19 protein-coding genes are annotated in these 19,021 nt (G+C 46.2%); 8 read left to right on the plus strand and 11 right to left on the minus strand.

Annotated features, from left to right (window positions below; genetic code table 11):
- Positions 1-195: 195 nt before the first annotated feature.
- A complete protein-coding gene (locus AC3ITG_RS24925) occupies positions 196-735 on the minus strand; it encodes a methylated-DNA--[protein]-cysteine S-methyltransferase (RefSeq protein ID WP_449006366.1) in 540 nt (179 codons plus the stop codon).
- A 76-nt stretch (positions 736-811) separates the two neighbouring features.
- Positions 812-1,516 (minus strand): DNA alkylation repair protein, encoded by a 705-nt coding sequence (locus AC3ITG_RS24930; RefSeq protein ID WP_489251680.1) that lies wholly within the window; start codon positions 1,514-1,516, stop codon positions 812-814.
- A gap of 176 nt (positions 1,517-1,692) precedes the next feature.
- Here AC3ITG_RS24930 and mgtE point away from each other — a divergent pair, with 176 nt between their 5' ends.
- On the plus strand, positions 1,693-3,063 hold the full coding sequence (gene mgtE / locus AC3ITG_RS24935; RefSeq protein WP_489251681.1) for a magnesium transporter: 1,371 nt from the start codon (positions 1,693-1,695) through the stop codon (positions 3,061-3,063).
- A 174-nt stretch (positions 3,064-3,237) separates the two neighbouring features.
- Here the strand turns inward: mgtE and AC3ITG_RS24940 are convergent, their stop codons facing one another.
- The gene (locus tag AC3ITG_RS24940) at positions 3,238-3,741 is read right to left on the minus strand and encodes a hypothetical protein (RefSeq protein ID WP_489251682.1); all 504 of its coding nucleotides are present in this window, start codon (positions 3,739-3,741) and stop codon (positions 3,238-3,240) included.
- Positions 3,742-3,899: 158 nt separating this feature from the next.
- Between AC3ITG_RS24940 and AC3ITG_RS24945 the strand changes: the two genes are divergently transcribed.
- Together AC3ITG_RS24945 and AC3ITG_RS24950 are read left to right on the plus strand one after the other, a co-directional pair.
- A complete protein-coding gene (locus AC3ITG_RS24945; protein ID WP_489251683.1) occupies positions 3,900-4,481 on the plus strand; it encodes a LysE family translocator in 582 nt (193 codons plus the stop codon).
- 21 nt (positions 4,482-4,502) lie between these two features.
- Positions 4,503-5,279: an AraC family ligand binding domain-containing protein gene (locus AC3ITG_RS24950; RefSeq protein ID WP_489251684.1), complete on the plus strand. Its 777-nt coding sequence runs from the start codon at positions 4,503-4,505 to the stop codon at positions 5,277-5,279.
- A 136-nt stretch (positions 5,280-5,415) separates the two neighbouring features.
- On the opposite strand, the gene AC3ITG_RS24955 is transcribed toward AC3ITG_RS24950, so the two are convergent.
- Positions 5,416-5,982, minus strand: coding sequence for a hypothetical protein (locus tag AC3ITG_RS24955; protein ID WP_489251685.1), 567 nt, complete (start codon positions 5,980-5,982; stop codon positions 5,416-5,418).
- Between the two features lie 145 nt (positions 5,983-6,127).
- Here AC3ITG_RS24955 and AC3ITG_RS24960 point away from each other — a divergent pair, with 145 nt between their 5' ends.
- Positions 6,128-6,796 carry a phosphatase PAP2 family protein gene (locus AC3ITG_RS24960; RefSeq protein WP_072734714.1) on the plus strand — a complete coding sequence of 223 codons (669 nt, stop codon included), beginning with the start codon at positions 6,128-6,130 and terminating at the stop codon, positions 6,794-6,796.
- Between the two features lie 129 nt (positions 6,797-6,925).
- On the opposite strand, the gene AC3ITG_RS24965 is transcribed toward AC3ITG_RS24960, so the two are convergent.
- Positions 6,926-8,359 (minus strand): glycoside hydrolase family 1 protein, encoded by a 1,434-nt coding sequence (locus AC3ITG_RS24965; protein WP_489254529.1) that lies wholly within the window; start codon positions 8,357-8,359, stop codon positions 6,926-6,928.
- A gap of 346 nt (positions 8,360-8,705) precedes the next feature.
- On the opposite strand from AC3ITG_RS24965, the gene AC3ITG_RS24970 reads away from it, so the two are divergent.
- Positions 8,706-9,647 carry a helix-turn-helix transcriptional regulator gene (locus AC3ITG_RS24970; RefSeq protein WP_489251686.1) on the plus strand — a complete coding sequence of 314 codons (942 nt, stop codon included), beginning with the start codon at positions 8,706-8,708 and terminating at the stop codon, positions 9,645-9,647.
- A gap of 76 nt (positions 9,648-9,723) precedes the next feature.
- Complete coding sequence (locus AC3ITG_RS24975) at positions 9,724-10,539, plus strand: class I SAM-dependent methyltransferase (protein ID WP_489251687.1); 816 nt, start codon at positions 9,724-9,726, stop codon at positions 10,537-10,539.
- A gap of 100 nt (positions 10,540-10,639) precedes the next feature.
- On the opposite strand, the gene AC3ITG_RS24980 is transcribed toward AC3ITG_RS24975, so the two are convergent.
- From AC3ITG_RS24980 to AC3ITG_RS24990, 3 genes are all read right to left on the minus strand, one after another.
- The gene (locus tag AC3ITG_RS24980) at positions 10,640-11,434 is read right to left on the minus strand and encodes a hypothetical protein (RefSeq protein WP_489251688.1); all 795 of its coding nucleotides are present in this window, start codon (positions 11,432-11,434) and stop codon (positions 10,640-10,642) included.
- Between the two features lie 85 nt (positions 11,435-11,519).
- Positions 11,520-11,936, minus strand: coding sequence for a hypothetical protein (locus AC3ITG_RS24985; protein WP_163757613.1), 417 nt, complete (start codon positions 11,934-11,936; stop codon positions 11,520-11,522).
- Positions 11,937-12,213: 277 nt separating this feature from the next.
- Positions 12,214-13,494: an XRE family transcriptional regulator gene (locus AC3ITG_RS24990; protein WP_489251689.1), complete on the minus strand. Its 1,281-nt coding sequence runs from the start codon at positions 13,492-13,494 to the stop codon at positions 12,214-12,216.
- Positions 13,495-13,692: 198 nt separating this feature from the next.
- Between AC3ITG_RS24990 and fabV the strand changes: the two genes are divergently transcribed.
- Positions 13,693-14,883, plus strand: a complete 1,191-nt coding sequence (fabV, locus tag AC3ITG_RS24995) for an enoyl-ACP reductase FabV (protein WP_090953766.1) — start codon at positions 13,693-13,695, stop codon at positions 14,881-14,883.
- A gap of 103 nt (positions 14,884-14,986) precedes the next feature.
- Here fabV and AC3ITG_RS25000 read toward each other — a convergent pair whose 3' ends face one another.
- The 3 genes from AC3ITG_RS25000 to AC3ITG_RS25010 all read right to left on the minus strand — a co-directional run bounded on the left by AC3ITG_RS25000 (position 14,987) and on the right by AC3ITG_RS25010 (position 17,264).
- Positions 14,987-16,237, minus strand: a complete 1,251-nt coding sequence (locus AC3ITG_RS25000) for a DNA glycosylase AlkZ-like family protein (protein WP_489251690.1) — start codon at positions 16,235-16,237, stop codon at positions 14,987-14,989.
- Between the two features lie 135 nt (positions 16,238-16,372).
- Positions 16,373-16,597: a hypothetical protein gene (locus AC3ITG_RS25005; protein WP_315793488.1), complete on the minus strand. Its 225-nt coding sequence runs from the start codon at positions 16,595-16,597 to the stop codon at positions 16,373-16,375.
- A 70-nt stretch (positions 16,598-16,667) separates the two neighbouring features.
- Positions 16,668-17,264, minus strand: coding sequence for a restriction endonuclease (locus AC3ITG_RS25010; protein WP_489251691.1), 597 nt, complete (start codon positions 17,262-17,264; stop codon positions 16,668-16,670).
- Between the two features lie 256 nt (positions 17,265-17,520).
- On the opposite strand from AC3ITG_RS25010, the gene AC3ITG_RS25015 reads away from it, so the two are divergent.
- Positions 17,521-18,795 (plus strand): PQQ-binding-like beta-propeller repeat protein, encoded by a 1,275-nt coding sequence (locus AC3ITG_RS25015; protein ID WP_413373061.1) that lies wholly within the window; start codon positions 17,521-17,523, stop codon positions 18,793-18,795.
- Positions 18,796-19,021: the final 226 nt, after the last annotated feature.

Raw genomic sequence — 19,021 nt, forward strand, 5'->3', positions numbered from 1 at the left:
CATAAACAGCCGTGACTCCGCCTTCCTAGTAATCCACGTCCATCATAACCCAAAATGTGGTATATGCGAACATAGCGGAATAAACCCAGAAGGAAGACAAAAACTTTCGCGATATTTTCGTTCATTTCTCACATCCTCACAACAAAAAAACCACGGTAGCCCGTGGTTCCGTCTCTTATAACGAAGGTACTCTCTCTAAAAATTAAACCGCGCATGCCCGCCATCCGTCACGCCTTCGATCTGTTCAATATCCAGCAGTCTTCGCTTCATCTCCAGTCCTCCGCGAAAACCGGTCAGCTTGCGGTTGGCACCGATAATGCGATGACACGGCAGCAGTACCGGAATAGGGTTGGCTCCATTGGCTGCCCCAACAGCTCGCACCGCTGAAGGTCTTCCCACCGCAGCAGCAATGTCGCCATAGGTTCTTGTCTCACCATAAGGAACATTCCCCAACTCCGTCCATACCTGCTGTTGGAATGCCGTACCGATCAAATCGAGTGGAATTTCGTCTGTGAAAGCCACCTTATCTCCGGCAAAATAGGATTGCAGCCAATCCAACATGCCTGTATGCTTCAACGCTGCTTCATTTTCTTCGAGCTCCACTCCAGGAGCAATTCTGCCAATCCAACTACTCCAATCTTCCAGCGTTTCATTGGGCATGATGACCCGGCATAACCCTTTTTCGGTGGCAAGCAATACCCACGGACGACCGTCTAGTTCCATTTTAGTCCACATGATGCTCTTTCTCATACGTCAATCGCCCTTTCCCCTCGTAGATTTATCTGGTTTCTTTTCTCGTTATGCACACATACTACACACGAACCGTTTTTTTCACTTTTCGTTTCATGCTGCGGATGATCTGCTTCGTCTCCGGATCAACACGATAGGACTCCGTTATTTTCTGAAGAGCCTTATTATACGTAAAGTCGTCCAAGGTATTGTCCCCCAAATAACGCAGCGTCGCTTCAGGCTGTTTCACATAAGCGATGGAAATCGCCCAGGCCACTGCCATTTTCACATAGTACCCTTCGTGATGAATGGTATCTAATGAAGCAAGCACTCTGCTGATATATTTTTCTTCCATATAAAAGTTCAACAGCATCACAACCCCGAAGCGAATGTCATACTCCTGGTTGGATACCAGATAGGGCTGCAAGAACTGCCACACCTGATCCAGATGTGCCTTTGTATATTTCAAACCACCGCAGAAGCTGTCGCATACTGACCAGTTATCTATTTTGGGAACAAACCAGGCAATATGCTGCAGAAGTTCCTCAATATCTGCTTGGGCATGACCGATGACCATCGCTTGCAGCATCACTTCTTCAAAATAATCATCATCAGCGGTTTTCAGATAGGCACACCAGTCCTCTTTGACGATTTGTTTCGCCATCTTGCGTATTTCAGGCAGTCTCACACCTAACAGATTCGTGATATTCGGAATGAGCGCAGCCGAGAATTTCTGATATTCCGGTTCGACCAGAGATAACAATCGTGTTCTTACTACCGATTCCACATGTCTCCTCCTCATCGGGTTTTCTACAACAAGTATATCCCGGCAGCATCCATTTGTAAGCCCATATCGAATGTTTTAGCAAGATTACAATATCCATTTCCCGTGGTCGCTGTTTAACTTCCATTCCTTTTCGTTTAAGAATACGGAGTTGAATCCATTTAGAAAGGAGACTACATATGAATCGAACCCATTCCAAAAAAGATTTTTCGGTTGAAGAGATTACGGAGCTCCTTGTGCAATTCGTGCAAACCCAAAACCTGACCGAGTTTTATAAATGGGCCAAAGAACTACATCCCTACGACCTTTCTCTCGTATATAAAAAGTTCCCTGAACAAGAGACGAAACGCTTCTTGCTCTTATTCAAGCCTGACGTTCTCGCCGACATGGCAGAAGCGCTCACGCTTCACGAACAAGTGCATCTATTCGAACAGTTAGGCCCGGAGCGCACTCTTGAAGTCATGCAGCAAATGGACAAAAGTGATCTGATTCGCTTCATGCATGATCTGCCCCTCAAACGCAGAGAAGAATTGTTGTCCAATATGAATCTCGACCATTCAGCCATTATTCGCTCCGTGCTGAACTACCCACCGGAAACGGCTGGACGTATCATGACCGATCGTTACCGTACCCTGTTATCGCATGAAACCGCAAAGGAAGCACTGAGAGAATCGCAGGCTACGCTGCACATTCCTGCGACCAGTTATCTGTATGTCACCGATGATGAAGGCAAACTGGTTGGAGTTGTGAGCTATCAATCCCTTGCTCAGGCAGGTGACAACACCAAAGTGGATGAGCTGATGACCCGGCGTGTCATCCATGCAACAGTCGATATGGACCAGGAAGAAGCTGCACAGCTGTTGCAGCGTTATGAATTTATGGCTCTGCCTGTCGTGGATGAGAACCGCAGATTATGCGGCGTTATCCAAATGGATGATGTCATTGATATTATTATGGACGAAGCCAGTGAAGACATCGCCAAGATGGGTGGCGGCAGTAAAGACATCGATTTTGATACCAAACCGCTGGTTGCCGTCAGACGTCGCCTTCCTTGGCTGATTTTATTGTTATTTATCGGACTGATCTCGGGCAGCATCGTGGATTTTTTCGAGGACACGCTGAATCAGGTTGTGGCGTTGGCGTTCTTCATGCCCATGATAGCCGGTATGACGGGGAATACGGGTACACAATCCCTTGCTGTCGTTGTGCGCGGACTGATTGGACGCAAGCTGGACAAGGCTACAGTGCTCGCACTAATTGGCCGAGAGATTAAAGTAGGCATAATGATTGGGCTTGTATGCGGTTTGCTGATTACGGTCATCGCCTATTTCTGGCAAGGTGACTGGCTGCTCGGAGCCATTATTGGAGTATCACTATTCTTCACTCTGGTTATCGGAACTCTGACCGGCACTTGCATTCCGCTTCTGCTCAGTCGTTTCAAAGTAGACCCTGCGGTCGCCTCCGGCCCATTAATCACAACGCTGAATGATATTTTGTCGTTGTTTATCTATTTTGGGATCGCAACCCGTTTTCTGGATGCCTTAATGTAAAATTCATTGAACAGGTGCTTTAATACAGTAACCAAAAGACTCAACTTCCTCTGTACATATAGAGAAGTTGGGTCTTTTGGTTTTGTTTTTAATCTAAAAGAGATCTGCCTTATGCGAAAAGGTAGTTAATTAAACTATCGTGCCCCGTTACCGTAAAGATTTAGCTTACCAAAATCATTTTAATGTATTTGCAATTTCAAGTAATGTTTGGTAATCGTATAACGGTTCAAGATTGTTATTTTTTCCTGAAATAAGAGAGTAAGTCAAACCCTCGTTTCTCCAATAGATGGCACTTACATGTCCGTCTCCTTGGTCCCACGTTTGCGAACCATTAGATAATTTTAGACCTTTCTTCCCATTCGGAGGCGTATCCACCTTTGAGTTTGTAATCATAGTGATCAGGTTCAATCCTTCATCGGTATTTACATACGTAATTTCTACTGCTTCAAATTTACCATTGGTATCTAAAATCCTTGCTGATTTTTGAGTAACTTGGAAAGGAACTGACGGTTGTTTGATTTCAAACGGGGTCCTAGCTTCCGCTTCTTCAAATGAAATTTCAACTGGAGGACTCAGATCCAAATTATTGGTCGGCTGTTTACTTTCCGCGTTTTGTAAGCAGGCAGACAATAAAAGAGGTATCATACATAGGAACAGCAACTTACTTACAGCTTTCATTTAATCACCTCGATATCAGAGTAGTTACTTCTATGACGTTTCTATTAGCTGGAAAGTTATAATTTTTTTCCCGCTCATGTGCATTCTGCTGCAATAATGTACTATAAGCCAATGCCTCCCCGGAGTATGATCATGTAACTACAACTCGGGGAGGCACTATGAATCTTACATCTTTTTTCATCTATTGTATTGTCGTTACCTTTACACCTGGCCCCAGCAATATTGTGATTCTCACTTCCGTCGGGCAGGTTGGTCCCCGGAAAACGATGGAGTATGTGTGGGGTGCCACAGTTGCATTTGGCTTATTACTAGCTGCTTCTGCTCTTCTTAATCATCTTCTCGCTGAGATATTGCCTGGCATTCTCCATGTGATGCAGATCGTGGGTAGTGTCTATATGATATATCTGGCTTATCAAGTCTATAAAATGGGTTCCACCGAGACGGCATCGAAGCAAGTTACGGGGTTTCTGAATGGTTTAATCATGCAGTTTGTGAATCCAAAAGTGGTTCTGTTCACGTTCACTGTCATTCCCAGCTATGTGCTGCCGTACTACGATAGCACCATGACAACGTTTCTGTTCGTGATCATCATTACCATCATCGGCTTCTTCGCCTATTCCAGTTGGGTCGTTTTTGGCTCCGTCTTCAGAACGTTACTCAATCGTCATCAAAAAGCAGTGAGTATGCTTATGGCTCTTTTTTTGTTATACTCAGCCATTATGGTATCGGGAATCATCTAACGCGCGGGAGGTGTGTGCAGCATGGAATTGTTTAATTATAAGAAATCACAGGACGTACTGGCTTTATCCGCCAGCTTTACGGATTTCACCTATAAAAAGCATTGCCACGAGGAATATGCAGTAGGAGTAACGCTTCGCGGTATTCAGCAATACCATCTGGACGGACATTATCAGGCCTCCCACAAAAACGGCGTGATGTTATTCAACCGGGAACAGTCCCACGATGGAAGTTCCTATGACAAAGCCGGCATAGACTATGTCATGCTATATCTGAAGCCGGATTTGGTCGAAGAGGTTCTAGGGAAAAAGGAATTGCGTTTTAATAGCCCCATCGTCTATGACCCTGTGCTTGCACGAAGCATCCTGATGCTGAATGATGCTGTTCAAAACGGACAGGATGAAGCGAAATGCAATGAACTGCTCTTGGGCCTGTTGCAATTACTCTCCCAGTCGGAAATGGACACCAAGTTGTGGCGGCCTCAGGACAATCTGGTTCGAAAAGCGAAAGAAATGATGTTTTGCAGTATTGAAGATGTTCTGAAACTGGACGACCTGAGTGCGGAATTCAACATGTCCAAGTTTCAATTTATCCGCGAGTTCAAGTCCCATGCCGGCATATCTCCTTACCAATTTTTTCTAAATTGCAAGGTGGAGCGTGCCAGACAGTCCATTGAAACGCATAAGGATGTTTACTCCGCTGTAGCCGAATGTGGTTTTGTCGACCTGACTCATCTGAACAGACACTTTAAACGAGTATTCGGTATCACGGCTTATGAATATATGCTGCAGTTAAACTAATTGAATCGGTACGATTATCCGACCAAATATATAAAATCCCCGCACGGAACGCGAGTTTACCTCGATATTCCATGCGGGGATTTATATTTTCCTTCGTTGCCCGTAATACCATTTTCCCTTGAATCAGATCCTAACATCAGACGCGCTTCTTCCTTCTCCAGATCCAGCTACTTACCAATACAAGCAATAAAATAAGTCCACCATACATAATGAGATAAAATGACCAACTTCGTCCTTGATCGGTTATTTCAAAATCATCCTGGCTCACTACTTTTCCTGCTCCCAGCAGCTTTAATGCGTCTCCAGCTTGATCAATGGAAACATTGCCACTGCAAAGATTCGTATGCAACTTATCGTCCATTTTATTCTGATAAGCAAAGATCAGATAGGATTGGTTCTTCTCCAATTGAATCCCACAAGATTCCGAACCGGCATCATTACCCATGACAGTCATTCGTTTAGAAGAAACACCCTTCCATGCGGTATCCACTTCAAAGGTATATGCTCTCAATCGGTCAGGGCTGAATATTTGCATCCCACCCCTTTTCACCACTTTACCTGTAAAAACCGATGTGGACGTCTTCAGTTTCTCTTGAGCATTCGATTCTACACAGCTGCAAGCATAAGCTTTTTCCCCAGGAAATACCGTGTAACCCAATCCAACCAACAACAAAATCAATGCAAACCATACTAAGCGCTTCATCCTTTCACCCCCGGCTCAGATTGCCACACTCATCTTGTAATCGTTCACATTTTGTTTGAAGCTATATTTATTGTAAGATTATAGCATAATACGAATATTGTATTGAGCATCATCAGAATTCAGACACCTTGGAGGAAACCGTCACTTGAATCAGACTTTAAAAAAGAATATCTCCATCCCGCTGCTCGTTGCAGCGTTATGCCTTATTGCATTTGTAAGCATCGCCCTGTCCATCAGCGACAACCAGATCCACGTCTTTGACGATACTTTGATTGGTTGGATTCAGGGCATGGAATCACCCGGAATGACACGATTGATGCAGCTCTTTACCTGGATTGGCAGCGAGGTGCCTGTGGTTGTCATTACCATTCTCGCCATGCTTGTGCTGTATATCTACCTCAGGCACAAACGCGAGCTGCTCTTCCTCGCCTGTGTTATTGCGGGCTCGACTCTGCTCAATGCATTGATTAAGCTGGTATTCCAGCGCGCCAGACCTACGATTAACCGGATTATTGAGGTGAGTGGTTACAGCTTCCCGAGTGGCCATTCCATGGCAGCGTTCAGCTTGTATGGCGGCCTGGCCTTCTTAATCTGGAAGCATGTACCGACAGCGACTGGACGCGTACTCATGATTATCGTGAGTGCGATCTTCATCCTGACGATTGGAATGAGCCGAATTTATTTGGGGGTGCACTATCCCAGTGATGTCGTGGGTGGGTACTTTCTGAGTGGATGCTGGCTTGCCGTATGCATATGGTTCTATCAGCGACATCTGGAACGCCTTTCCCTGTTACAGTCCAAACCTCTCGCTTAGGCTTTTTCGATCACCATGCAATGATCCAACCCATGCTTGAAAACAAACCAAACGTAAAGAACCTCATGGTTGCATCAAGCACCAATGAGGTTCTTTTACGTCATTATGAATCTATTTTACAGTGGCAACTTAGAGCTCCTCGCCATTGGATTCAATGACTTTTTTGTACCAGTGGAAGCTCTTCTTGGGTGTTCTACTCAAATCACCATTGCCATCATTGTCCTTGTTCACATGAATGAAACCATAGCGCTTCTTCATCTCGCCTGTGGATGCGCTGACCAAATCGATACATCCCCACATCGTGTAAGCGATAAGCTCCACACCGTCGGCAACGGCTTCTTTCATTTGTTCGATGTGACCTCTCAAATAATCAATGCGATAGTCATCCTGAATGGAGCCATCTTCCTCTACTACATCCACTGCACCCAATCCGTTCTCCACAACCATCAATGGAATCTGATAACGGTCATACAGGTGATTCAGCGTGTAACGCAATCCTTTAGGATCGATCTGCCAGCCCCAGTCGGAAGCTTCCAGATACGGATTTTTGATGCCGCCCAGCAGATTTCCCTCTGCTCTATCCAACGACTCATCCGCACTCTCGACCAAGGACATGTAATAGCTAAAGGAATAGAAGTCCACGCAGCCTTCACGCAGAGTCTGTGCATCTTCCGGCTGCATCTCGATCTGGATGCCTTCTTCGGCGAAGAAACGTTTGGCGAATCCAGGGTATGCTCCACGAACCTGTACGTCTCCACAGATCATGTTGGACAGCTGGTCCTTCTTCTGCGCGAGCAAAATATCGTCCGGGTTGCATGTATTCGGATATGTTGTCATGAAAGCGACCATACAGCCGATTTGGAAATCAGGATTGATTTCATGTCCCAGCTTCACCGCTTTTGCACTTGCAACAAATTGGTGATGCAGCGCCTGGAAGCGGGTCTGTGGATCATCAACACCATCGATCAATGTCTCTTTGCCTTCAAACAGGATACCTGCAGCCATATAAGCCCCCATTGGCATCGTCAGACAGTTGATCTCGTTGAAGGTCAGCCAGTATTTCACCTGATCTTTGTATCGGTTGAAGAGGGTTGTACAATATCGGGTATAACAATCAATCACTTCGCGGGAAGCCCAGCCGTTATATTTCTGGGTCAGACCAAATGGTGTCTCGTAGTGAGAAATGGTCACGAGCGGCTCAATGTTGTACTTTTTCAACTCAGCAAAGACGTTGTCATAGAACTGCAATCCCTCTTCGTTTGGCTCCAGATCATAACCGTTCGGGTAGATTCTGGACCAGTTAATAGACATGCGGAACATTTTGAAACCCATTTCGGCCATCAGGGCAATATCCTCTTTGTAATGACCATAAAAATCAACCGCTTCATGGCTCGGATAATACGTACCCTCTTCCAGTACAGGCGTAATTCGCCGTGGTGTTGTGTGCGTTCCACCTGTCATCATATCGGAAGTACTTGGGCCTTTACCACCCTTGTCCCATCCACCTTCAAACTGATTGGCAGCCGTTGCGCCACCCCAGAAAAATCCGTCTTTCATCGACATCATCAATTCCTCCTTCATTTTTAACTCATTTCTAAATTAAGTGCTTGATGTTATGCAAGTAGCCGTTTCGGTCACGAATCGTTCTTCTGATCGCTGTTATCCTCGGATTTCTTTTATTCCCCTTTCTAAGTGGAAAAATCCGATGATAGCGTATGCTTCCGAAGTAGCTTTCTTACAGAAAGCTTTTAGGCGAACACTTCGTTTCTTCAGAATCGATTTCGTCCCCTTCACTACTTTGCAATAAATCAAAAACTAATTATAAGACTGAGCTAAAATGTCTTGGTGAGACTCTAACACAAGTGTACCACCCATACCCTGACACCTATTGTCATGGTATAATGTCGACATGGAAAATAACCGATTATTCAAAATGCTATTGCTGTTATTGGAGAAAAAGAAAGCTACCGCCCCCGAGCTCGCGCGTTTATTCGAGATATCCGTGCGCACGGTGTACCGTGATATCGATAGACTGAGTGCAGCGGGTATTCCCGTATACACGACAACCGGAAAGCATGGCGGCATCCATCTCATGGACAACTTTGTCATGGACAAATCTCTGTTGTCCGAAGATGATCAGAATGAAATTTTGCTTGGATTATATAGCGTCAGCGCTATCCCTCACCTTAACACTGCCCATATGCTCAAACGTTTAACCGCCCTGTTTGATCACAAGCTGGATTGGATCGAGTTCGATTTTTCACCATGGGGCAGCATTCCACTGCAGGAGAGGGAACTGTTCAATCAGGTCAAACAGGCGATCTTCACGAATCAATGGATTACGTTTCACTATGTCAATTCGGATGGAGAGAAGAGTGTCCCGACTGTTGAGCCTCTCAAACTTTTGTTCAAGAACAGTACTTGGTATTTCAAGGGATACATCCACGACGAGCATGATCGAAACGAATTTCAGACGTTCAAAATGAAACGCATTACCCAGCTGAAATTTCTGCCGAGGGTTCCCCGAAACAACATGAACATCGGATCACCGGAAAATGAGACACAAGTCTCTATCAACCAAATCGCTTTGGAACTGTCGTTCTCCAACTCTATTGCGTATAGGGTATATGATTTTTTTGAACCGTCACGCGTTGAAAAAGAGCCCGACGGCAGGCTGCGCGTTGCCCTTGAACTCAATGAGGGGGAATGGCTGTACTCCTTCCTGATGTCGTTTGGATCTGACCTGACCGTAGTCAAGCCTCCACACGTTGGACAGGAACTGCTTAGGCGACATATCAAAGCGGTAGAGCATTTGCAACAGGTCGTTAACAACAGGTTGGAAAATGAATGATATAATGAAGCTCTGATCATCTGTTGATTCTTTTACTTTTTTGCTATCTATTTCATTTCCTGAAGGAGGTTTGTCCATGCAAGACATTAGACGTAACAATGTGGAACGATTCAAAGGTTTCGGTACGTTATATGACCAGAACCGGCCTGCTGCGCCCACCGAGGTCGTAGATATTCTGACGAATTATTTGGACAGCAAACCTCGCTTGGTCGCGGATGTTGGCTGCGGTACGGGCTTATCGTCATGGATTTGGCTAAATGAGGCAGAACGTGTTATTGGAGTCGAGCCAAGCGATGATATGAGAGCTGTCGCAGAGTCCAAATGGGAAGCGGCAGGCAAACCGGACCATCTTCGCTTTGTCTCCGGCCTGTCCCACGAACTGGGACTACCTGATGGCAGTGTGGATATCGTGACCTGCTCACAGTCGTTCCACTGGATGGAGCCCCAATCCACACTACGCGAATTTGCGCGTGTACTACGTCCAGGAGGCATATTTGCTGCCTACGACTGTGACTGGCCACCAGTGGTCGATTGGCAGCTGGAACAAGCCTATCTGCAGTTGAATACGGAGGCAGATCATCGAGCTGCCAGTCTGGCTCCTCAGGAAAATCAAGCACATAAATGGAGTAAAGACGGACATTTGCAGCAGATTCAGCAGTCCGGCTTGTTCCGTTATTCACGTGAAATTGTGTTTCATCATCGGGAAACATTCGATGCGGACCGATACGTCAATCTGGCACTAAGCCAAGGAGGCCTGCAAACGGCAGTGAAACTCGGAGCCACTGATCTGCTCGAGGTAGCAGACGAATTTAGACAGCTGGCTACACGCATATTTGATGGAGAATCGAGACAAGTCCTATTCTCATATCGGATGCGCTTGGGCATCGTCTGATCTTAAGCAAGTTCATCCAGATTCTCCCCAAAACAAAATACAAAAAGAAACCTGCCCATCACGAATACAGTGATGTTGCAGGTTTTTTGTTTATACAGCATCAGGATGAGAAAAGGTCACTTAACTGTCCCTCCTGTACATTCAGTGCCAGCACCAACTTTGACGGGTCCTGCTTCGAGTAGATCACGTTAATAATATGGCCTTGCTGAACCTGAGGTAGGGCAGATGGATAAATTTCCTTTGGTGTGGTCACCTTAAACGTCTCTCCATTTGACTTCGTTACACTAAGCGTAAGCTGCAGTTTGATTTTGCCATTACCTCCGCTTCCAAGTGGAGTAACATCCAAAATTTTGGCCATCGCTTTCTCGCCCGTTCGTGCAATATCCATCATCTCAGGTGCCACGCCATGCTGCACCATCTTCTCATCCAGCAATTGCTGCATATCTTCCTGAGACAGTCTTCCTTTCAGATCAAGCCCTACCTTGCGTTCATCCTTCACGGAGACCACTAACGGAATGAAGCTACCCGGCTGGAACTGAGCCATAGACGTCAATGGTATAATCGTTCTCAACTCGGTATCGTATTTCTCACGCCCTTTAAGCGAGACGGTCAGGCCCAGTCGAACTTCCGGCTGCTCATTAATATACGTACCCGTCTGCTGGATACTATTAATGACACCAACCGCTGGTAATCCTGACTTCACCCTCCCAACGCCGAAGATATTAGCCAAAATGGAGGGAATAAAGATCAGCCCAAATCCGGCAATAATGGCTGGTGTATACCACCATGCCTGTATAATAATAAAAGAATCATTCCACAACTGCTCTAACAGAAATGGGGAGAACCCTACCCCAAATACAGTCAACACACCGACCAATCTCAGGAAACCTACCACCTGCCCCACCCTCTCTATATCTCTATTATTCGTTGTTAATTGTATTTATTAAATGATAGCTGCCCTTTTGCAGTTCAAACACCTTCTAGACGGACAACAGCCCCATGTAAATTAGCTCGGACGGATTCGCCGGATTTTGACCCAATCCCACCCGATCTCCCACGCGCGGAATCTGCATCTTAGACACCAGTGTTTCCAATGTTCGCTGATACTGATTGCCATTCGTCTCTGTTACATCCAGCACAAGCACAACAATCGGATCAAAATTGATTAGCTTGCCCGTATCGGTAATCGTGATTACCGTGGCTGTTGCGGTTAAGGGAAGGGAACCACTTGCCGCCAGTTGTGCCTGCTTCGCCGAATCCAGACTCTGGTTGATGGCTTCCCGATGCTCCTTCGATACAAAACCTTTCATCATCATTCCGGTAAGTCCTTTATTCATCATTTTATCTGCCTTCGCAATCGCATCTTCCTGCTTGTTCTTTTTACCAAACCATCCCATAATGAACACCTCGTTTTTTTGTTTTTGGTTATAGTTAAAGTATAAACAGGACGGCTTGTCCTTGAATACCCTTTTGACTGCATACAAAAGAAACGAAAAATCCGGTGATTAAACCACTGGATTTTCGTTTTTTTAACATGCATTTCGGTTGATTCCGCAAAAAAAGAGCCGTAAAACGACTCTTGAATGAAAGGTTGGGAGGCATATTTTGTGCCTATTGCAGTGGTATTGAACAAAATCATGCAAAAAAAACGGCTGTTCCAAGCCGATTTTCGATCTATTTTTTGCGTAACAGGTAGACCAGCTTCCGATAATACATGGCGGCTTCCTTATATTTTCGCTGATCCTCGGACACCACGGCCATTCCCTCATATAAAGGTTCAAGACGCATGACATGCTGCACGGACTCAAAATAAGGCAGGCAAGCGAGCGCACGCTCCATAAACACTTCACGATCTCCATGCGCAAGAGCCAGATGGCTCTGGTAGAAAGTTGCACTCATCTGCTGATCCTGAGTTGTTGCACATTGGAGCAGTTGATCCACACTCTGCGCAAGTACACCCCAGTTCTTTCGTGCCAGTGCCACTTCACACCGATACACACTCACTAACGGCTTCATGGCCTGCTGTGTTTCTTCCGGTTCCTGCTGCAACAGGGATTCGAATCGCTCAATCTCCGACTGCGCCTGATCCAGTTCCCCCGTCATAGTTAACATAACAATCCGATTATTCGCAATGGCGGTGACCAGATCGCCCTGATTACCGGCATACACCAGATTCGCCTCTGCCATGGTCAATGCCGAGAGCGCCTCCTGTACCAGTCCCATCGCAAAGCAATATCCGCTGTATGCCACATATAATCCGGACAAGCGATGAAACAGCCGCTGATCATAGACATGTCTCATGGTGAGATCGAATACCTGCTTGGCCTCTTCGTACTGTTTGACCTGAATGTAGGCTTCCATCTTTATATTTTGCACAGACAGCCAGAATTCACTTCCAGGAAGGGCTAATTCACTGAGCCTGGTTGCATGTGTTAACACATCCACAGAGGCAAGCTTGGAACGATAGTACTGGACTTTGTAATATAATAACGCCTTGGCTAACGGACGCGGCAGATCCACATCGTCAGGACGGCCGTATTTCTCCAGATAAAAATTCAGATAGGATGTATGTATATATTCATGAGCCGATGCATCATTTAATTGTTGATAGTAGACCGCCTTCATTAAGGCCGTGGTCAGTTCTACTGTCAGCGCATCATCCCGATCCTCAAGTGCGTGCACGATATCTTCTGCTATCACGGAAGCTGGAACTGACATTTGTTCAAAAATAGCCTCTGCCCGCGCCAGTGTTTCTTCATCCTGTGCAGAAGCGTTTAACAGATAGGAAGTCGTAACGCCAAGACGTGACGCAATAGCCTCTGCTAGATCTTCAGGGAGTGGATAACGATCGGCCAGAATATTGGCAAAGTGAGCCTGCGTAACCAGACCTTCCACGAGGTCTTTGCGGGAGATTTGCTTTCTTTTGCTCAGAAATTCAATCCGTTCCTTCAGCATGGCTAGTCTTCCTTTCGTTTCGATCCTGTGAATCTATTATATAATATCATCCAGGATGCGAAGCCGGATACCGTCTTTTAGCCAAATCCATCGAAACGGTTTCCGTTTCGGAGGCAATTGTTTTACAATAAGAAGGTATGTACAAGAGCATTATCCAATAATGAAGAACAAGAGTTGAATATGAAAGGATGCAAATGAATGATTATTAAACCAAGAACACGTGGTTTTATTTGTACAACTTCCCATCCTGTAGGCTGTGCTGCACAAGTGCAGGAACAAATTGATTATGTAAAATCCCAACCGCAATTGAACGGACCGCGTAATGTACTCGTCATCGGAGCCTCCACTGGATATGGGCTTGCTTCGCGCGTCGTATCCGCATTTGGTGCCGGAGCCAACACCATCGGTATTTACCGCCCAAGCAGCTCCACTGAAAAACGTACGGCATCAGCAGGCTGGTACAATTCCGCTGCATTTGAGAAAGCTGCGGAAGAAGCAGGACTGAAATCATACAGCATCACAGGTGATGCCTTTGCCAACGAAACAAGAGAAAAGACCGTTGAACTGATTCGCAGTGAACTCGGTCAGGTTGATTTGGTTGTCTACAGCGTAGCGTCGGCACGCCGTACCGATCCGAATACCGGTGAAGTATTCAACTCCGTGCTCAAACCGATTGGACAATCGTACACAAACAAAACAGTCAATTTCCATACGGGAGAAGTGACGTCCGTTACGATTGATCCGGCATCCGATGAAGAAATTCGCCAGACCGTGGCCGTGATGGGCGGAGATGATTGGGAACTGTGGATGGATGCCTTGCAACAAGGTGGTGTACTCGCCGACAATGCAACAACCATTGCCTTTTCTTACATCGGTCCTGAACTTACGCATGCGATCTATCGTGATGGTTCCATCGGTCAGGCCAAAAACCATCTGGAAGCGACAGCCCACAAGCTGAATGATCGTCTAAGTGCAAAGGGCGGACGTGCTTACCTAACCGTAGCCAAAGCGCTGGTAACCCAATCAAGCTCCGCAATTCCAGTGGTGCCGTTGTATATCTCTGCATTGTACAAAGTCATGAAGGAAAAAGGCTTGCATGAAGGCTGCATCGAGCAATTGCAACGTTTGTTCGCTGATCGCCTCTATGCGGGAGGAGAAGTTCCGACCGATGAAGCAGGGCGTATTCGTATTGATGATTGGGAGATGAGAGCAGACGTTCAGGAAGAAGTGGCGAAGCTCTGGAACGAGCTGACCACCGAAAATATCTACGATCTATCCGATTTGGTAGGATACCGTCAGGAATTCTTCCAACTGTTTGGTTTCGAAACCGACGGCGTGGATTATGAAGCAGATGTTGATCCAAATGTTGAAGTACCACATCTGCGTTAATTGAAAACTAATTTGGCTGTGAGGCTGGAGAACAAACTTATTACAGGTCCAGATTCAGCCTTAGGGGAGCGAGCTTTCGCTCCCTTTTTGACGTCTACCGATCCTATAAGATCGACTTGAGCTGTTTTTTCAGTTCTTTCGGCACTGTCTTCTCTACCGTGATGGATCGCGCTCCATGCATCCTTGCAAAGAACTGGAGTCCCTCCCTAAAATCCGCGATCCATTTCTCCACAGGCGGAGCAGTCTCTTCCATTGATAACAACCGAACCGTTAGCACGCCCGTTTTGCGATCGAGTCGCGGGTCCATGCGTCCAATCAGCCGATCTCCGTGGAGAATAGGCATGGCGTAATATCCGTAAGTTCGTTTCACCTCTGGTGTGTAAATCTCCCACTTATAATGGAAATCAAATAAATCCACAATCCGTTCCCGTCTCCACAGCAGGTTGTCCAGCGGAGGCAAGAATCGTACCGGACCTGATGGATCATAATGCGGCTCTTCCCTTTCCATCTCACGCAACAAACCTTCATCTTCTGCACGGATGTAATAAGGCGTCGCAACGTCCTCTACCTCCAGTGGGATCATGCGACCATCTGCGACACGTGCAGCCATATCATTCCGACGTTCAGCAGCGGTGGATTTCATCCAGCCCAATCGTGGATCTCGCACGTCCACGACCCGATATGCATGAATGTACTTGTCCATCAGAGCCTGCCTTTGAGTCAAAAGATCGATCTCCGCTGTCATGGATTGGCCCTGCTCCAGCAGACCGGTTTCAGTAATATGAAAATAACGTTCATTGCCCTGCCTTGCTACGACACGAATGGCAGCCGAATCCAGCAGCAAGTTTAATGCTAGCGAGGTATCCTTCGTTTTCTGCACATCCGCATTGTCCCAATATCCGCTTACCCGTTCGACGGCACGAAAAGCTCTTGAAGGGAGTGGTCCCTCTTCTTCCAAACGCTTCAGCACATGCTGCACCGTATTTTCCAGCCCTTGCAGGGAAGGCGCCAGGCGATCGCGTAATCGGACACGTACAGGTTCGAACATCGCATAATCTTCGATCGGAATAACACATGCAGCATTGGCAAAATATTCGAACACTTTATGATCACTCAACAAAGTATGTAAATATTCGGAGGTATAGCCCGGATCACGAGCGCCCAGCACCAAATGCTGATTTCCGGTTACGGCAGCGACAGGATCAATCTGCACGCAGCCAAGGGAGCGAATCAGCTGCATCACCTGTTCAGGACTTGAAGGCAAGGAAGCGGCAGGCCAACGTCCCAATAAAGATTGCGTTTGCAGCAAAAAACGCCTAACGATTTTCTTATTCATGCGAAGCGCTGTTGTCATATGTAGAATTCTTCCCTTCATCGAAGATAGGAGGATGTATAGCTATAATGATCCAATTCAAAAGAGATACTTTGATTTTAACAGTCCAAGGGATGTCATTCCAACTAAGATGAAGAGCTTTTTTCTATTTGATGCTCACACAGCACTCCGCACACCATAGACAAAATAAAAAGAAGCACCACCATCCTGGGTCCGCTTCTTGTGTTTGACCTTTTGCAATTTTTCCTGTTTCGTGGGCATGAGTCGGACATGCTGGGATAACGCTCCATAATCTCCGTTTACTCTCCGACTTTGCTCCGGACACCATTGTCCTGACCGCTCTGCTTTGCGCAATGCTTTTTGCGTTTGTGTACGTGCCATAATAATTGAACACACTCCCTTGGTTGGTATGCACTCAATATATCATGTGCAGGCAGACAAGTGAAGGTGATTAACGTGGAACTCTTTTCCGCCGTGATTGCCATGTTTCCACAGGTTCCTGATCGTCTTCCTCAATCAATTCCAGTGCTTCTTCCATTCTTCTGGATTTAAACAGCATGATCAGCTCCAGCAGATCTTCCCGGTCCAGCAGCTTCACCCCGTTGACCGCTGCCAGCATCCGGCATGCTTCCGTATATCTGGCTGAGGTGAGCACGATGGATCGATCTGCCTCATAATAACGCATGGACGTGTATATCTCTTGTACTGCGCTGAGTCCAACCGGATGATTCGCTCCGTAACGTTTGGCCTGAATGACATTAGTTCTGCCTGCTCTATCCACAAATACAAGGTCCGCACCAAAATCTCGGCTGCTTGTGGTCTTATGTACTTCGGCATAACCGAGTTGTTGGAATAAATGATACAGGTACAGTTCAAATTCCGATCCATCCTGCATTTTATCGATATCCTTAATCGTAATCTTACGCGGATTGGCCTCACTTCTTATACGCTGCCCTCGCCGAATTATACGGCGAATGATCCAGGCAATGATCAGTAGAAGGACAATAACACCTATACCCACCGTGGTCATATTTTCATTCCAGTTCATGTCTGTTCTCCTTGTCGTTCCTCTAATCTGGCAGGCTAGAACCCCTCTTAGCCCTCGTCACCCGACTAAATATAGCAGACTTCTCTCGTAACAGAAAGAAGATGAATTCCCTGTAACCCTCGAACTTCTCGAAACAACAATAATTTTATACCTCTATCATAAAAGGTTACAGACACTCAGGTTGAATTTCACATGTATGAAATGGTAGAATTCAACAATCGGTTCTATTTTGAATCGAAGAAAGGTGGTTTATAACTTGCATTCATCCAACAAACGAAAGTCCAAAACATGGGCTGCGCTTCTTCTCAGTGGCACGCTCCTCTTCAGCCTGCATACACCAAGCTACGCGGCCGCAGAACAAAATGTACCATTGCCCAAGCCTGCATGGACATCATCTTCTCTGGCACTTACGCAAGTGAATACGGAGAAAGACGTTATCGTCAACGAATTGAACGCAGTACCTGCGAAAAACCTGGTGTACGTGCATTCCTCCCAGCCCGTGACCAAAACAAGCAGCAATACCAAGCTGGATTGGCAGCTGGATTCACTTCAGGCGCTGGATGCTACGACCGGACAATTGAAATGGAACGTTATTTTCCATGAGAAAAGCGGGCCTTATACAACCTACTCCAATTCACTATATACCAGCAACGGCACAGCCTATGTATATATGGAATATTCGGATGGAACCAAAAAGGTATACTCGTTCAATACTTCCGGCAAAACCAACTGGGTCAAAAACGTGAGTAATTCATCATCCATGTACCTTCTGGACGACGATACGTTATTGATCGCTTCGAGCCCTGGTGTTCAATCGAACGGATCTGTTCGTTCAGCCATCTCGCTGTATGACAAAAAGGGAAAACTGATTACGGAAAAAACAATCAACGGAGCTGTGCTCAAAGCAGGCAGTGACCGAATCGTAGTCGATGCCAGCAAACAAACCAAAGTGGGCAGCTTCTGGCAGCCTGCCGCTAATCCCAAAGTGGAGATTTACGATCGTACGCTGAATCGTCTTTCCTTCTATCAGTTCCCGAGCAATGCCAACACCCTGGGAGACGGTGGCGGTGAATCACTGGCCATTCTGGAAGATGGCTCCGTGATCATGCGTGCCAATTTTGCGAACACGGGTAACAAGCTGATGGGCTTTGGCACCGATGGCAAACTCGCCTGGGGCCGTGCCATTGCCGGTGATGCCTATGTTCAGACCGCAGGCAATGGTTATACCTTGTTTACAGGCCAAAAACTGGAACTGTACACCATGAAAGGCCAAGTGACCGAACGTACTTTCAAGGAAGAGCAGCCTATACTTATGCAGGTTGATCGTACACAGGACGGACAGTACAAACTTGATTTCGCCAAAAAAGGTTATATTCTCGATCCGCAAACATTGGATACCGTACATGAATATTCGTTTGCATCCTCTCCTGGATTGCTCGATGGATATTCAACGTACAACGATCATATTATCTATCAGATCAATGACGATGCATTATCCAAGTATGTATTGAAGACAGCCTCAGCAAAATAGTAAATGGAGCGCTCTGGTTGACCGACTAACGGTTAACAGGGCGCTCTGTTATTTCACACAACTATGTAGGGTCCCCTTCCGTTTATCCTCTCTGCGCAAACTGGTATAATAGTATCGTTCACTTTTTCACCCTACTCTTGATTGGCAAAGGAGCGTAGCCCTCCCATGATTATTCAATTCATTCGATACAGATAACTTGGGGCATAACATAACCTCTTTTTTTAAA

It is taken from the genome of Paenibacillus sp. GL_099_B (assembly GCF_057835695.1).

What these genes read in the sequence shown, in the direction of transcription:
- AC3ITG_RS24925 (WP_449006366.1), bottom strand. Translation starts at nt 735, where the DNA reads ATGTGGACTAAAATGGAACTAGACGGTCGTCCGTGGGTATTGCTTGCC.
- mgtE (WP_489251681.1), top strand. Translation starts at nt 1,693, where the DNA reads ATGAATCGAACCCATTCCAAAAAAGATTTTTCGGTTGAAGAGATTACG.
- AC3ITG_RS24940 (WP_489251682.1), bottom strand. Translation starts at nt 3,741, where the DNA reads ATGAAAGCTGTAAGTAAGTTGCTGTTCCTATGTATGATACCTCTTTTA.
- AC3ITG_RS24945 (WP_489251683.1), top strand. Translation starts at nt 3,900, where the DNA reads ATGAATCTTACATCTTTTTTCATCTATTGTATTGTCGTTACCTTTACA.
- AC3ITG_RS24950 (WP_489251684.1), top strand. Translation starts at nt 4,503, where the DNA reads ATGGAATTGTTTAATTATAAGAAATCACAGGACGTACTGGCTTTATCC.
- AC3ITG_RS24955 (WP_489251685.1), bottom strand. Translation starts at nt 5,982, where the DNA reads ATGAAGCGCTTAGTATGGTTTGCATTGATTTTGTTGTTGGTTGGATTG.
- AC3ITG_RS24965 (WP_489254529.1), bottom strand. Translation starts at nt 8,359, where the DNA reads ATGTCGATGAAAGACGGATTTTTCTGGGGTGGCGCAACGGCTGCCAAT.
- AC3ITG_RS24970 (WP_489251686.1), top strand. Translation starts at nt 8,706, where the DNA reads ATGGAAAATAACCGATTATTCAAAATGCTATTGCTGTTATTGGAGAAA.
- AC3ITG_RS24975 (WP_489251687.1), top strand. Translation starts at nt 9,724, where the DNA reads ATGCAAGACATTAGACGTAACAATGTGGAACGATTCAAAGGTTTCGGT.
- AC3ITG_RS24985 (WP_163757613.1), bottom strand. Translation starts at nt 11,936, where the DNA reads ATGGGATGGTTTGGTAAAAAGAACAAGCAGGAAGATGCGATTGCGAAG.
- AC3ITG_RS24990 (WP_489251689.1), bottom strand. Translation starts at nt 13,494, where the DNA reads ATGCTGAAGGAACGGATTGAATTTCTGAGCAAAAGAAAGCAAATCTCC.
- fabV (WP_090953766.1), top strand. Translation starts at nt 13,693, where the DNA reads ATGATTATTAAACCAAGAACACGTGGTTTTATTTGTACAACTTCCCAT.
- AC3ITG_RS25000 (WP_489251690.1), bottom strand. Translation starts at nt 16,237, where the DNA reads ATGACAACAGCGCTTCGCATGAATAAGAAAATCGTTAGGCGTTTTTTG.
- AC3ITG_RS25005 (WP_315793488.1), bottom strand. Translation starts at nt 16,597, where the DNA reads ATGGCACGTACACAAACGCAAAAAGCATTGCGCAAAGCAGAGCGGTCA.
- AC3ITG_RS25010 (WP_489251691.1), bottom strand. Translation starts at nt 17,264, where the DNA reads ATGAACTGGAATGAAAATATGACCACGGTGGGTATAGGTGTTATTGTC.